Below are 14,705 nucleotides of genomic sequence, written 5' to 3' on the forward strand. Positions count from 1 at the left end.
AACGTCAAGGCCTTCAGACCCGCCGAATCAGTTTAGCCTGCTCCAAATAAGCGCAGACCGGTTCCTCAAGGTCCTTAGGCAGGCGCAGGCGAAGGCGCCCGCCCAATCCCTTCAATTTCAGGGTCAAAAGCGCTCCTTGAAGTGAGTAGGATTCGAACTCTTCATATAAATAAATCCCATTGGTCGTCATAGCCTTGCTGTTCAATCCATAGTGCTTTCGAAAATTCACGCCCCGCACCAGGATAATATCGTGCTGAAAATCCGCCCTGGCTAACTTGCCGCTGATGACCAGCAGAATCTCTGTCACTGCAATCCACGCCACAACGCTTATTATGATAATACGCGTCTCAATCTGATCGAGCTGAAAAAGCGGCACAAGTCCTGTCAAAGCAATCATAGCCACGGTGAGGATCCTGTCATAAAGCGGCGTTTCACCGGTCTTTAAAGAAAACCGGAATTTGTAAAGATCCGCTGCCTGACGGCATAAGGCCTCACTGATGGTCAAATAAATCAGGGGCTGGAAGACAAGGAAGCTGAACAGCCCGAAATGCCATGCTACAAGCCTGTCGCTTTCGAAGGGTTCAGGGATCAGAATGAAGGAAACCAGCACAAAGAAAAACGCGGCGACAAAACTGAAGGTCGCTAAAAAACTCCTGCTCAGTCGTCTTTTCATGTGGTCTTCTTCCTCGCTTTTCGTTTAGGTTTGATCGTTGTCGCTTGATCTGAAGCTTTCCCGGCATCCTCTAAAGGCACGGCTTCATTTGCGGCTTCCTGAGACGGCAACGCATTCCAAAGAGGTTCCTTCTCAAGTATTGGCCTCAGGTATTGGCCAGTATAGGAGCCTACACAGCGTGCCACCTGCTCAGGTGTTCCTGCTGCCACCACTTCGCCGCCTTTGTCGCCGCCATCAGGCCCAAGATCTATGATATAGTCCGCGGATTTTATGACGTCGAGGTTATGCTCAATAATCACAACCGTATTGCCGCCCTCCACCAACCGGTCAAGGACTTTGATCAGATGGTGGACGTCCGCGACATGCAGGCCCGTTGTAGGCTCGTCGAGGATATAAAGCGTCCTGCCCGTACTGACTTTGCTTAGCTCCGTGGCCAGCTTGACCCGCTGTGCCTCACCGCCGGAGAGCTCTGTAGAAGGCTGCCCGAGCTTGATATAATCCAGGCCGACCTCATGAACTGCCTTAATTTTGCGCTTAATTTTTGGAATGCTGTCAAAGAAGGCAAGTGCCTCCTCGACGTTCATATCAAGAACATCAGCAATACTCTTGCCCTTGTATTTCACCTCCAGCGTCTCCCGGTTGTAGCGCTTGCCTTTACAGACGTCGCACTGGACATAGACGTCCGGCAGGAAGTGCATCTCAATCTTCAGGATGCCGTCACCCCGGCAGGCTTCGCAGCGGCCGCCCTTGACGTTGAAACTGAAGCGGCCCTTTTGGTAGCCCCGCATCTTGGCTTCCGGTACCCTGGCGAAAAGGTCACGGATTGGGTCGAATACGCCGGTGTAAGTCGCCGGATTCGAGCGCGGCGTACGGCCTATAGGCGACTGGTCAATGTCTATGATTTTGTCAATCTCCTCGAGACCTTCAATGCTGAGGTGCCGGCCGGGTTTAACCCGGGTGCCGTTGATTTTGACAGCAGCGCTCTTATACAAAATTTCATTGATCAGGGAGCTCTTCCCTGAGCCGGAAACGCCTGTGACACAGGTCATCACGCCTCTTGGAATCTGGACGTCAATGCCTCTCAGATTATTCTCACTCGCGCCGAGGATCCTTATCCACTGACCATTTGGACTGCGGCGCTTCTCAGGCAGCTCGACCTTTTTTCGGCCGGAAAGGTACTGACCGGTGATAGAGGTCTCGCTGACCATAAGCTCGGGCACTTTTCCCGAAAAGGTCACTTCACCGCCGTGGATCCCAGCCCCAGGTCCCATATCTATGACATGGTCCGCCGCCATAATGGTTTCCTCGTCATGCTCGACCACCAGCAGGGTGTTGCCAATATCCGTCAGGTTTCTCAAGGTTTTCAGCAGCTTGCTGTTGTCCTTCTGGTGCAATCCTATAGACGGTTCGTCCAAAATATAGAGAACGCCCACCAAACCGGAGCCAATCTGCGTCGCAAGGCGGATCCGCTGAGACTCACCGCCAGACAAGGTACCGGCTGTTCTCGACAGCGTCAGATAGTCGAGGCCAACGTCTTTAAGGAAGTTTAGGCGCCCACCTATTTCTTTGACAATGGGCTCAGAAATCGCTTTTTTCATTGCGTCGAGCTCGACGCGTCCAAAGAAGTCAACCAGATCCCGAACGGCCATCTCCGTCATTTCATGGATGTTGATCCCGCCAAAGCGGACAGCAAGGACTTCATCCTTGAGCCGCGCGCCGTGGCATTTTTCACAGGGTTCAAGGCTCATGAACTCGCTGAACCACTCCCGCATATTGTCAGACTGGCTCTCGTTATAGCGCCGCTGAATGTTGGGAACAATCCCCTCAAAGGTCGCTTTGTATTTCTTGTAACCGCCAAAACGGCTGTCAAAAAAGATCTCAAACTCATGAGTCCCAGAGCCGTAAAGAATTGTCTCAAGAGTTTCAGGTTTCAGCTTTTCAACCGGTGTCTCCTCTGATTCTTCAAAATGGTCCAGAATCGCTTTGATCATCTGAGGGAAAAAGGTCTCCTGGCCACTATTGGCGACCGGTGCTATTGCGCCCTCTTTCACAGAAAGCTTCCGGTTCGGAATGACCAGCTCAGGATCGATCTTCTGCAAATAGCCTATGCCTTTACAGTGCTCACAGGCGCCATAGGGCGCGTTGAACGAAAACATTCGGGGCTCCATTTCCGGAATGCCAAGGCCGTGCTCCGGACAGGCAAACTGCGTGTTGAAGACAAGATCCTCACCCTCCAGGATATTGACCACTACCAAATCACCCGTCAGCTTTAGGGCGGTTTCCACCGAATCGGAAAGTCTTTGCTGAATGCCCTCCCGGACAACCAGCCGGTCAATGACCACCTCTATCATGTGCTTTTGGGTCTTGCTCAGCTCAATATCTTCTGAAGCTTCCCGAATCACACCGTCTATCCGGACTCGGACAAAGCCTTCCTTTCGAATCGATTCAAGTTCTTTTTTGTGTTCGCCCTTTTTGCTTCGAACGACTGGGGCCAGCACTTGAATCTTTGTCCCCTCTGGAAGACCCATCACCCTGTCCACGATCTGATCCACAGTTTGCTGAGAGATTTCTACGCCGCAGACTGGACAATGGGGTGTGCCTGCTCTGGCGTACAAGAGCCGCAGATAATCATAAATCTCTGTGACTGTGCCAACAGTGGATCTTGGATTACGGCTCGTTGTCTTCTGATCTATAGAAATTGCCGGGGAAAGTCCGCTGATGGATTCCACATTAGGCTTCTCCATTTGTCCGAGAAATTGACGGGCATAGGCCGACAAGCTCTCCACATACCGCCGCTGACCCTCAGCGTAAATCGTGTCAAAGGCCAGGGAAGATTTGCCGGATCCGCTTAGACCCGTAATGACGACCAGTTCATCTCTGGGTATGTCTATATCGATATTTTTCAGGTTGTGCTCCTTGGCACCCCTGATTTCAAGTTGATTCTTACTCACCTGTGTCACCTCAATTTTTTCTTAAGCGCCTGAATTTTATCCCTCAGCACAGCGGCCTTCTCGAATTCCAGATTGGCTGAAGCGACGTACATTTCGTTCTCCAGATCCTCGATCATTCTCTCCAGGTCGGCAGAATCCAGGATCAATGCCTCGATCTCAGGATCAAGTCCCTCTTCAGCGACCTCGGTCGCTTCAATGATTGAGCGGATCGATTTCACAATACCTTTCGGGGTAATGTTGTGATCCAGGTTGTAGGCATGCTGAATCTCTCTTCTGCGGTTGGTCTCGTCAATTGCCCGCTGCATGGACCCCGTAAAGACATCCGCGTACATGATAACCCGGCCGTCAATATTTCTCGCCGCCCTGCCAATCGTTTGGATCAAAGACGTTTCTGACCTCAGGAAGCCTTCTTTATCCGCATCCAGTATAGCGATCAGGGATACCTCCGGCAGATCCAAACCCTCCCGCAGGAGGTTGATCCCAATCAGTACGTCAAACTCCCCTACCCTGAGCCCGCGAATGATCTTGTTCCGATCCAGCGTCTCAACTTCAGAGTGCATGTATCTGACCTTGATATCCATTTTTTTAAAGTACTCCGTCAGATCCTCCGCCATTTTTTTGGTCAATGTTGTCACAAGGACTCTCTCTTTTCGGGCGACCCTTATGAGGATTTCCGAATACAAGTCGTCGATTTGACCCTTGACCGGCCGCACCTCAATGTGCGGATCCAGGAGGCCTGTAGGACGGATGATTTGCTCAACCACCTGACTGCTCCTGTTCAGCTCATAGGCGCTTGGCGTTGCGCTGACGTACAGGATCTTGTCCAAAACGTTTTCAAATTCATCAAAGCTCAGGGGACGGTTATCCAGAGCAGACGGCAAGCGAAAACCATAATCTACCAGAGTATGTTTTCTGGACTGGTCTCCGCCATACATGCCCCGAACTTGCGGTAAGGTCACATGGGACTCGTCAATGACCATCAAAAAATCCTCCGGGAAATAATCAATGAGCGTAAACGGCCGGCTTCCAGGAGGCCTGCCCGACAAGATCCTCGAGTAGTTCTCAATCCCCTGACAGAAGCCCATTTCCCGCAGCATCTCAATGTCATAACGCGTCCGCTGCTCAATGCGCTGGGCCTCCAAAAATTTCCCTTCATCCTTATAGAACTTGAGCCGTTCTTCAAGCTCCTGTTCTATGACGGAGATGGCCGCTTCAATTTTTTCCTTGCTCGTCACGTAGTGGGACCTTGGGAAAATGGAAATATGCTTCCTGTTGCCCAGAATCTCCCCGGTGAGAACGTTGACCTCAGCAATTCTTTCGATCTCATCCCCAAAAAGCTCCACTCTTATAGCGCTTTCTTCAGAAGCGGCAGGGAAGATTTCAATAACGTCGCCCCTGACCCTGAAAGTGCCTCGAGTAAATGCAATGTCATTTCTCACATATTGAATCTCGACCAGCTTCGACAAGATTTCCTCGCGGGATTTAACCATGCCGGGACGGAGAGACAGCACCATGCTGTTGTAGTCAATTGGGTCCCCCAGACCATAGATGCACGAAACCGACGCGACAATGATCACGTCACTGCGCTCAAACAGCGCCGCTGTCGCCGAGTGTCGCAGCTTGTCTATTTCGTCATTGATCGACGAATCCTTTTCAATAAAGGTGTCGCTGTGCACGACATAAGCTTCCGGCTGGTAATAATCATAATAACTGACGAAATACTCCACCGCGTTGTTTGGGAAAAACTCCCGAAACTCGCTGCAGAGCTGAGCTGCCAGCGTTTTGTTGTGGGCCAGCACCAAGGTTGGCTTTTGTATCTTCTCAATCAGATTAGCCACCGTAAAAGTCTTTCCAGACCCTGTGACCCCAAGCAAAACCTGTTCCTTCATGCCGCTTTCGAACCCGGATGCCAGCTTTGCAATTGCCGTGGGCTGATCTCCCGTAGGCTTGTATTCTGAAACGACTTGAAAAGTCATTTGATCACCTCGTTATCCAAACGTTTGTTCCCTAACTATTATACTCCTCGAACCCTTTACCCGTCAAATAGGTTGGTTGGGGACAGTCCCCAACCAAATTTCAAAACACACCTCGAGAATCGTTCTCAATTGCGCCAAAGCTGGAAAAGGACCCCAGCGCGCCAGGGTCCAATTTTGTCCGTCAGGAAATCACAATGCCTTTTTCCTCAAGACGGCGATCTACATGACGGCGATAATAATTTCTGATGACTGCCGCCGTCGGAACTGCCAGGAACATTCCGAGCAGCCCAAACAACCCACCGCCCAGCAAAATGGCAAGAATGATCATGAACGGTTTTACGCCTACAGAATCTCCAAGAATCTTCGGTCCAAGTATATAGCCGTCAAATTGCTGCAGCACCAAAATGAACAGCAGCACCCACAGAGATTGGATTGGGCTGTAGAACAGGGTGATCAATACAGCTGGAACCGCGCCAATAAACGGTCCAAAATACGGGATCATGTTCGTAACACCAACGATCAGCGCCAACAGAATTGGATACCGGATCCCCATGAAAATCAAACCAAAGTAAGCCAAAATACCAATTATTGCGGAATCAACAATCTTTCCAATGATAAACTTCGTAAACATACGATCACTTTCATGCACAAAACCGCACAAGCCCTCCGCCGTTTCTTTATCAAAATGTGCGTAGGCTGATCTCTTGATGCTGGAGATAAATTTTTCTTTGTCCTTAAGCAAGTATATGGATAAAATCAGACCAATCACAAACTTGAAAATACTGTTCGCGAAACCGAGAACCCCAAAGAACATGGCGCTGACAGCCGTGTCTAAATTTTCACTGATGGTGCTCAGCATGTTGTCCAAGCTCCACCGTTCCAAAAATTTTTCCAAGTCGAAAAATTCAAAGCTCTCAATGCGCACAGACGCGTCCAGCAGAAATCTCCTCAAGGACTCAAAATAGGCCGGCCCATTGTCTATGATGTCCTGGATGCTCGCAGCTATACTCGGGACTATGCCCGTCATGGCCAAGTAAAGGATCCAGGCCGCAATCGCGTACGTCGCCACCAAACTCATCATCCTTGGCAAACGAAGGAATTTCTCCAAGTTTTTCATCAGCGGATTCAAAATATACGCAATTCCAAAGCCCCATACAAAGGGCATAAGCAATCCGACGAGCAGCTTCACAAAAGACCAGACGCTGACGTAGTTCTCTACAATTTTAAAAAGGATCAAACTGATGAATAATACTGGCAGCCACTCCAAATGCATGACGCGAAGCAGATGTTTTTTCAATTCGAAGCCTCCTGAATTGACGCGTTTTCGGTCGTCTGAACAGATGCCTTGATAACATCAATGGCTTTTTCGAGCTGAACGTCCTGTGTCTCATCTTCCACAGGCTCTATGACAATGTCCGGTTCTATACCGACACTATGGATATTCGTGCCATCCGGTGTGAAATATTGTGAGGTCGTCAGTTTAAACGCTGTATTGTCACGCAGCTCAATCACAGATTGAACCAGTCCTTTTCCAAAAGTTTGAGTGCCAATAACGACGCCTGACTCTGAGTCCTGTACAGCGCCTGTCAGTATTTCCGACGCGCTGGCGGAGCCGCCGTCGACAAGAACAGCCATAGGCAGATCCACTTTTTCCTTGTCCGACCGGTAATAAGTCTTTTCGCCGGCGCGATCTTCCATATAGACTATGACTTGCTCACCCAAAAGATAATCCGCGATTTGCGTACATTCACTGAGAGAGCCCCCGGGATTCCCTCGCAGGTCTATAATCAGCCCAGTGATATTTTGAGCCAGAAGCGCATTCAACTCCGACTTAAATTCCTTGTAAGCGTCCTCATCAAAAGAGGTAAGCCTCAAATATCCAATTTGGTCCTCAAGAACCTCTGTCTTGACCACCTGTACCTTTATTTCTTCTCTGACAATCTCAAATTCCATGAGCTCCGTCACACCTGCGCGGCGAATGGTCAGTCTGACAGCTTCACCCGGTTTTCCCCGGATCATGCTGACTGCCTCTTCGTACATTTCCACATTGACATCCTTCTCATCTACCGCGAGTATGATGTCACCGGATTTAACCCCTGCCTTTTCCGCCGGTGTATCCTCAATAGGGGAAACGACTTCAATGTAGCCATTTTCATTTGGGCTCACCACTATGCCAATCCCGCCGTATTCCCCCGTCGTCGAAATATTGAAGTTCTCATAATCCATTGAATTCATATAAACAGAATAGGGATCCTCCAAAGATGCGAAGAGTCCTTTCAAAAGTCCATCTTCAAAATCAACACCTGAGACATCCTTATAGAAATACTGGTCAATATAGCCCTTCAGCTCTTCAACCTTGCTGTAGCGCTTGTCCAGAGACTGATAATATTCCAGGTCTGTTCTCGACATTAAGACCTTGTCGCCAATCCGCAGCTGAAGCAAGTTACTGACAAAAAACGTCCCAACCGCAGTGAGAAGCATCATAACAATACACAATAGTGCCACATTACTTTTTTTCAATTGACCACATCCTATGGTTGTCTGACGTCGCCTGCGACCTTTACTATAAAGGCTGGCCTTCGCCCCTTGAAAGCATTTTCATTTACCCCGTCACCCACGGTACCGGATTGACGTATTTTCCGTTCTGACGGACCTCAAAATGAAGGTGCGCCCCTGTTGAAACGCCCGTGGTTCCAACCTTTGCAACCGTTTGACCCTTGGTGACCTTTGTCCCGGCCTTGACGACCAGCGAAGAGCAATGGGCGTAAAGCGTCACAATCCCACCGCCGTGATCGATCATGATCACCTTACCATAGCCGCCAAACCAATCCGAATAAATGACTTTCCCATCCAGCGCCGCAACGATCTTGGCGCCTGAGGGCGCTGCGATATCGATCCCTGTATGCATCTTATAAGTCTTGTAGACCGGATGAAGCCGGTTCCCAAAAGGTGACGTGATGCGTGTATAGCCAGGCGTTGGAAACATCATTTTACCGCCCACATATTTTTCAGTCGTCTTCAGCTTCGCGATCAAACTTGTGATTTTCTTCGCGTCTTCATTCAGTCGGTCTTCCTGTGCCTCCAGCGCTTTAATATCTTTTTTGAGGTTTTGCTGCTCTGTGTCCAGGCTGGTAAGATCTTGTGAGAGCTTCTTCTGTTTGCTCGACAAGTCGGACTTGAGGGACACCAGTGACGCTCTCTGTTCTTCCAGCGCTTTCTTTTTTTCCTCAACTAAATCTCGCTGCTGCTGCATATATTCAAGCAGTGTTGTGTCATGCTCATAGATTTTTTGAAGCATATCCATGCGACTCAGCATATCTTCAAAATTGAATGAGCCAAGAAGTACCTCGAGATACCCGACATGCCCTGTCTTATACATGACCCGAAGTCTCTGATTCAGCGTGTCCTTCTTCTCGACGATCTTGGATTCTGCGTTGGCCAGTTCCATTAAGGTGGCATTCAGCGTCCCTTCCGTCGTGACAATCCGATCAGAAATATCGTTGATTTCACCTTCAACGGATCTGATACTGTTTTCAATGCTTCCAATCCGCTGCACCACGGATTTCTGATTGGCGGTCAGCTGTCTTTGCTGCTGATCAATTTTCTTCATATCCGACTGCAGCTTTTTCAATTGCTCCTGATATTTCTGCAAATCCTGACTGCTCGCATAGCTTTCCATGCCTACCGCGCCAAAAACCATGACAACCGCAACCAATGCGGCGATCCATCTTCTCAAGGGGGGCGACCTCCTTTCAGTGAGCTCATTATACGTTCAAATATTTTTTCATGGACAAAATACTGCCTAAAATACCTATACCTGAGCCAATGACAATAAACAAAATCAATATATCCTTCATAACGGACTCAACACTCACCAGATACGCGGCGATCAGCACGTAAAACTGGCTGCTCAGGATTGTATGCAGGTACTGATAAAGCGCGTAAATCACACCGGCAGACACCAATGCACCAAGGAGCCCAAGCACCGTCCCTTCTACGAGAAATGGCCAGCGGACAAACCAGTTCGTCGCGCCCACATACTTCATGATGTTGATTTCCCGACGCCTGGCGTTAACTGCCAGCTTCACCGTATTGTTGATTATAAAGGTACTGAGGGCTACCAGTGTGAACATAACCACCAGGCCTACTGTCCGGATCATATCTGCAATATTCATCATCCGTTCAATAATCTCCTGGTAATATTTGATTTCCTCAACACCCTCAATCTTCTCAATATTGCGAACGACATAATTCGCGAACCCAATATCATTTAAAGTGATGATGAAGCTGTCCGGAAGCGGGTTGGACTCAAGCCCGTCGAGCAGATAGCCATTTTCCTGCCACTGCGTCTTCATCTTCTCCATGGCATCTTCCTTAGTCTCAAAGACGACCTCTTTCACGCCCTCAAGGGCGAAAATTTCCTGACCTATTGTCTCTATCCGCGATGTCTCAAGGCCATCATCCAAATAAACCTGAACAGAGTCGAACTGCTCTTTCGCCCCTTGGGCAAGGGAGTTTATATTGACGATCAGTATAAAAATGATCCCCAAAATCAGCAGCGTCGCCGCCACGGAAGACAGAGAGGCTAAACTCATCAGCCTGTTGCGCCACAGATTTTTCATGCTTTCCTTTAATGTATAACGTATCGATCTAATCTTCACAGCCGTAGCAACCTCCCAACTCATCCCTGATGATCTTGCCTTCGCTCAGCGCTATGACGCGCTGCTGCATGACATCAACGATAGTCTTGTCGTGAGTGGCCATGATGATAGTTGTCCCTCTCTGATTGATCTGTCTCAGCAGCTTCATGATTTCCCAGGAGGTGTCCGGGTCCAGATTGCCTGTTGGCTCATCTGCTATTAAAACCGGAGGGTTATTGATCATGGCCCGGGCTATGGAAACCCGCTGCTGCTCGCCGCCGGACAGCTGATGGGGATATAGTTTGTGCTTGTCTGCAAGGCCGACAATACTCAGGATCATAGGCACCTGCCTGCGAATGTCCCGCTCTTTGGCTTCAATAATTTCCATGGCAAAAGCGACGTTTTCATAAACGGTTTTGTTGGGTAAAAGTCTGAAATCTTGAAAGACAACGCCGAGCTGACGCCTGAGGAACGGCACTTTGCGCCTGTGCATATTCGAAACTTTCTTCCCGCAGACGTAGATTTTTCCTTCAGTCGCGTCAGATTCCTTCAGCAGCAATTTGATAAACGTCGATTTTCCGGCACCTGATGGCCCAACGACGAAAATGAACTCTCCCTTTTGAACATCCAAACTGACATTCCTTAGCGCTTCGTGTCCATCATCAAAACGGACAGTGACACCCTCCAGGCGAATCTGCGGAAGATCTTCCGGCAATTGATCCGCAAAATGCATATATAATCACTCCTCGTTGACGGCAGACGCCTTTTTGAAATAATTTTAGTTAGTTTAACCAATACTTTTACATCACTACTATTCTATCTCAATACCAGCCATAAGAAAAGCGAACATTAAAAAAAACCGTATGTGCTCGAGGTTACAGTTAAATGACACCCCCCTTTTACAAAGTAAAAAAGTCAACCCTTGCCAATTGGGCCGGGATTGCCTATGATGTAAATAAGCCATTGATTTAAGAGGAGGACTTCCCATGGACAAGCAGACACTCCGAGCGAGTATTCTCGAGCGACGCAGCAGTCTTACAGAAGAAGAGCTTGACGCTAAAAGCGCTCAAATACTGGACCAGCTTATTCACACCCCACTGCTGGACAACGCCAAAACCGTCATGATCTTTATGGACTTCAAGGATGAAGTCCGTACCGCGGGAATTATTGAGCACCTTTGGAAAACTGGAAAGACCCCGGTTGTGCCAAGAGTCAACAAGAAAGCAGACCGTTTGGATTTGTATTCGATCCAATCCTTCGACGAGCTCATCCGCTCCGCCTATGGCATTCTTGAGCCGTCTAAAGACAGGGTACCGGACATCCAACCATCGGATCTCGATTTGATTCTTTCCCCAGGCGTTGTCTTTGATGTACTCGGCAACCGGATTGGGTATGGCGCTGGCTATTACGACAAGCTGCTCCCTCACGTCAGGACGGAATGTGTGGTCTGCGGGATTGCCTACGACCTTCAGATCGTACCGAACGGGCAGATCCCTGTGGAACCCCACGACATCCCGCTGGATTATCTGATTACGGAGCACCGGATCATCCGAACGCCAAATGCAGATTTAAAGGGCAGATAAGCGACCCTGAAACTTGGTGTCCCACCGACACCGGTTTTCACCGGCATCCACCCTTAAAACACTTCAAAAGAAATTTCCCATAAGACACAAAGATCAGAGGACACCGGGCCGCGTACTACGCCCTGTGTCCTCTGCTTCATTTCATATTAAGAAATTAAAATTTTAATCGTAGAGCCGGTCTGCACTAAACCGGATCTCCAACGTCGTCCTCAGGCTCGTCTTCAGGTTCATCTTCCGGCAACGGATTTGGCCCTGGACCCGAAACCGGTTCAGTATCCTTGTCGCTTTCATTTTCATCTTGACCTTGATCTTCTTCCAATACCGTTTTTTCCTCAAGCTCGGACTTAATGGCCTTTGCCACCCGCAGAGCTTCCAGCTCCGCCGGCGAAGGTGTGATCAGTTCCTGAAGCTTTCTGTTGACTCTGTCATAGACAGAATCCTTCGTATAAGAGCCATCCGGATTCATGTCCCCTGCTTCCACTCCGGTAAGGATCTCAATGCCTTCATCAATGTTCTTCACAGAATAAATGTGGAAAGTACCGGCCTTCACAGCGTCTATGATCTCTTCAGGCAGCATGAGGTTCTTGACGTTCTGCTGGGGGATGATGACCCCCTGCTCGCCATTCAAACCCTTGAGCTTGCACACTTTGAAATAGCCATGGATCTTTTCGTTGACCCCGCCGATAGGCTGAATCTCCCCACGCTGGTTAACCGAACCAGTGACTGCGATCGATTGGCGAATTGGGAGCTCGGACAGGCTGGACAGCAGCGCGTAAAGCTCTGTGCTGGAAGCAGAGTCCCCGTCAATGCCAGAATACAGCTGTTCAAACACAATGCTGGCCGTCAGTGCCAACGGCTTATCCTGAGCGAATTTGTGACCAAGATAGCCGGAGATGATCATGACACCTTTGTCGTGTATGGCGCCACTGGTGCGGGCTTCACGCTCTATATTGATAATCCCGGCCCTGCCCCTGTAAGTGGACACTGTAATTTTGGTAGGCTTGCCAAACTGATACTGCCCTGAGCCGGTGACGGCCAATCCGTTGATCTCCCCGACCTTTTCACCGGAAACATCCAGGAGGTAATCCCCGTTTTCAAACATTTCAAGGACTTTCTCCTCGATTTTGTTGTTGCGCTTTTCCATCATTTCGAGGGCAATTTCCACGTGCTTTGATTCGACGATCTCCGAACCGTCTTCATCCGCCCAGCTGTCCGCTTCATAAATCAAATCCACCAGCTTGTTCAAATGAGAGCTCAGCTTGTTTTGGTCATCCGCCTGGCGGGAGCTCTGCTCTATGACCCGGCCCACGGCGCAGCGGCTGAAGTGCCTGAGTCCATCCTCGTGGCAATGCTTCGCGATAAAACGCGCGATTTTATCAATATTGTCTTCACTGCGGTCCATCTCAATGTCAAAATCCGCCATGACTTTGAACAGCTTTCGGAACTCCTCATCATAATAATAGAGCAGCTGATACGTATATTGATCCCCAATCAGGATAATCTTGACGTCAAGGGGAATAGGCTGTGGCTTCAAAGTCGTTGAGACAATAGCTCCGGTTTGGCTCCCCAGGGACTCAATGGTGATTTCGTCATCCAAAAGGGCTCTCATCAAACCTTTCCAGGCAAATGGCATAGTCAGGATATCCTTCGCAAGGACAATCAGGTAGCCCCCGTTGGCCTCGTGAAGAAGTCCGGGCTTAATCATGGTAAAGTCCGTTTTTAAAACGCCGAGCTCGTTCTTGTATTCAATACCGCCCAGCAGGTTGTAATAGGTTGGATTCGAGGCAAAGACCACCGGCGCCTGCTCTTTGCCGTCATTGTTGACGAACTGGTTTATAGTATACCGGTCGAAGAACGACTCACTGCTCTTTGGCATCAGCGCTGCCAGCGGACCTGTCGACTCTTCCTCGCCACCATCATTCTTAAACCGCTCCAGGTGCTCGACTATGTCGTCAATCAGATAATTTAAATACTGGATCACCGCCTCGTTGTCCCTGTACTTTTCGAACATCTCCGCCAAGTGGAAGGTCGCGATCCGCCTGCCGGTCTTGGCGTCCAAATCCATCATTTTCTGTCTGAACTGTTCCTCAGCCCCCCGCAGCCGGTTGAAAAGGTCCGAGGTTTCAATGCTCAGTTTTGCCGATTGTTCCTTAAGGGTCTCAAAGTCCGACTCCGACAAATTCCTGTATTCTTCTTCCGTCATGGGCTCATTGTTCTTCAGCGGTATGCTGATGAGTCCCCGCTCATTCTGTGCAAAACGAAAGCCGTATTTTTCCCCAATTTCATTGAGCTCATCTATAATGGTCTGGGTGTTCTCCGTATATTCCTGAAGAAGTCCGGCCCTGTCGTTTTCATAATCTTTCCCCGAAAAGGCATTCGCGATCTCCTTTTTGAGAAAGCTGATGATAAAGTTCATGCTCTTTACAAATTCCTTGCCTTCACCTGGCGGTAAGCCTATGGCGATTGGTGTTCTGGCCACCTTGAAATTATTGACATACAACCAGTCTTTTGGCGGCGTTCTAAGCTTCGCGGCTGCCTCAGAAAGATGGCGCACCAGACTGTTTCGTCCTGTACCCCAGCTTCCGCCTACATAAATATTGTAACCTTTTCGCTTCATTTTGAGTCCGAATTTGACAGCCTCTACCGCTCTGTCCTGACCCATGATTGCCTTGAGAGGCTCAAGCTCTTCCGTCGTTTCAAAGGGCAGGCAGTTCAAGTCACAGGCTCTGGTCAATTGATGCGGTTCGAGTCCAAATTTTTTCATAATAGTCCTCCTCCCTGACATGTTCGTTTATACCCTCTATTTCAACGCTAACCTCAAAGTCGTCGAAAAATCCAAGAATTTGATTTCCCAGTCTACAGCGTTAATATTCTCCCAAACG

Annotated in this window: 10 protein-coding genes; 1 reads left to right on the forward strand and 9 read right to left on the reverse strand. The window is 49.2% G+C overall.

Going from position 1 to position 14,705, the window contains the following annotated elements:
• Nucleotides 1–13 precede the first annotated feature (13 nt).
• The 8 genes from BLP63_RS11935 to ftsE all read right to left on the reverse strand — a co-directional run bounded on the left by BLP63_RS11935 (nucleotide 14) and on the right by ftsE (nucleotide 10,973).
• Nucleotides 14–673 carry a hypothetical protein gene (locus BLP63_RS11935; protein ID WP_092591869.1) on the reverse strand — a complete coding sequence of 220 codons (660 nt, stop codon included), beginning with the start codon at nucleotides 671–673 and terminating at the stop codon, nucleotides 14–16.
• Nucleotides 670–3,624, reverse strand: coding sequence for an excinuclease ABC subunit UvrA (gene uvrA, locus BLP63_RS11940; RefSeq protein WP_092591871.1), 2,955 nt, complete (start codon nucleotides 3,622–3,624; stop codon nucleotides 670–672). Before uvrA ends, BLP63_RS11935 begins: the two co-directional genes overlap by 4 nt.
• A gap of 5 nt (nucleotides 3,625–3,629) precedes the next feature.
• Nucleotides 3,630–5,600, reverse strand: a complete 1,971-nt coding sequence (gene uvrB / locus BLP63_RS11945) for an excinuclease ABC subunit UvrB (RefSeq protein WP_092591873.1) — start codon at nucleotides 5,598–5,600, stop codon at nucleotides 3,630–3,632.
• A 181-nt stretch (nucleotides 5,601–5,781) separates the two neighbouring features.
• On the reverse strand, nucleotides 5,782–6,897 hold the full coding sequence (locus BLP63_RS11950) for an AI-2E family transporter (protein ID WP_092591875.1): 1,116 nt from the start codon (nucleotides 6,895–6,897) through the stop codon (nucleotides 5,782–5,784).
• Nucleotides 6,894–8,120 carry a S41 family peptidase gene (locus tag BLP63_RS11955; protein ID WP_092591877.1) on the reverse strand — a complete coding sequence of 409 codons (1,227 nt, stop codon included), beginning with the start codon at nucleotides 8,118–8,120 and terminating at the stop codon, nucleotides 6,894–6,896. The genes BLP63_RS11950 and BLP63_RS11955 overlap by 4 nt, the downstream gene beginning before the upstream one ends.
• An 82-nt stretch (nucleotides 8,121–8,202) precedes the next feature.
• Nucleotides 8,203–9,336, reverse strand: a complete 1,134-nt coding sequence (locus BLP63_RS11960; protein WP_092591879.1) for a murein hydrolase activator EnvC family protein — start codon at nucleotides 9,334–9,336, stop codon at nucleotides 8,203–8,205.
• Nucleotides 9,337–9,364: 28 nt separating this feature from the next.
• Nucleotides 9,365–10,261, reverse strand: coding sequence for a permease-like cell division protein FtsX (ftsX, locus tag BLP63_RS11965; RefSeq protein ID WP_092591881.1), 897 nt, complete (start codon nucleotides 10,259–10,261; stop codon nucleotides 9,365–9,367).
• A complete protein-coding gene (ftsE, locus tag BLP63_RS11970) occupies nucleotides 10,251–10,973 on the reverse strand; it encodes a cell division ATP-binding protein FtsE (protein WP_092591883.1) in 723 nt (240 codons plus the stop codon). The genes ftsX and ftsE overlap by 11 nt, the downstream gene beginning before the upstream one ends.
• Before the next feature lie 253 nt (nucleotides 10,974–11,226).
• On the opposite strand from ftsE, the gene BLP63_RS11975 reads away from it, so the two are divergent.
• Nucleotides 11,227–11,823 carry a 5-formyltetrahydrofolate cyclo-ligase gene (locus BLP63_RS11975; RefSeq protein WP_092591885.1) on the forward strand — a complete coding sequence of 199 codons (597 nt, stop codon included), beginning with the start codon at nucleotides 11,227–11,229 and terminating at the stop codon, nucleotides 11,821–11,823.
• Between the two features lie 184 nt (nucleotides 11,824–12,007).
• Here the strand turns inward: BLP63_RS11975 and BLP63_RS11980 are convergent, their stop codons facing one another.
• Nucleotides 12,008–14,587 (reverse strand): Lon protease family protein, encoded by a 2,580-nt coding sequence (locus tag BLP63_RS11980; RefSeq protein ID WP_092591887.1) that lies wholly within the window; start codon nucleotides 14,585–14,587, stop codon nucleotides 12,008–12,010.
• Nucleotides 14,588–14,705 lie beyond the last annotated feature (118 nt).

Origin of the sequence: Acidaminobacter hydrogenoformans DSM 2784, assembly GCF_900103005.1 — a bacterium.
Lineage (GTDB): Bacteria > Bacillota > Clostridia > Peptostreptococcales > Acidaminobacteraceae > Acidaminobacter > Acidaminobacter hydrogenoformans.

Coding starts and splice junctions, on each gene's coding strand:
- uvrB (WP_092591873.1), bottom strand. CDS start 5,600: ATGACTTTTCAAGTCGTTTCAGAATACAAGCCTACGGGAGATCAGCCC.
- ftsE (WP_092591883.1), bottom strand. CDS start 10,973: ATGCATTTTGCGGATCAATTGCCGGAAGATCTTCCGCAGATTCGCCTG.
- BLP63_RS11935 (WP_092591869.1), bottom strand. CDS start 673: ATGAAAAGACGACTGAGCAGGAGTTTTTTAGCGACCTTCAGTTTTGTC.
- BLP63_RS11980 (WP_092591887.1), bottom strand. CDS start 14,587: ATGAAAAAATTTGGACTCGAACCGCATCAATTGACCAGAGCCTGTGAC.
- BLP63_RS11975 (WP_092591885.1), top strand. CDS start 11,227: ATGGACAAGCAGACACTCCGAGCGAGTATTCTCGAGCGACGCAGCAGT.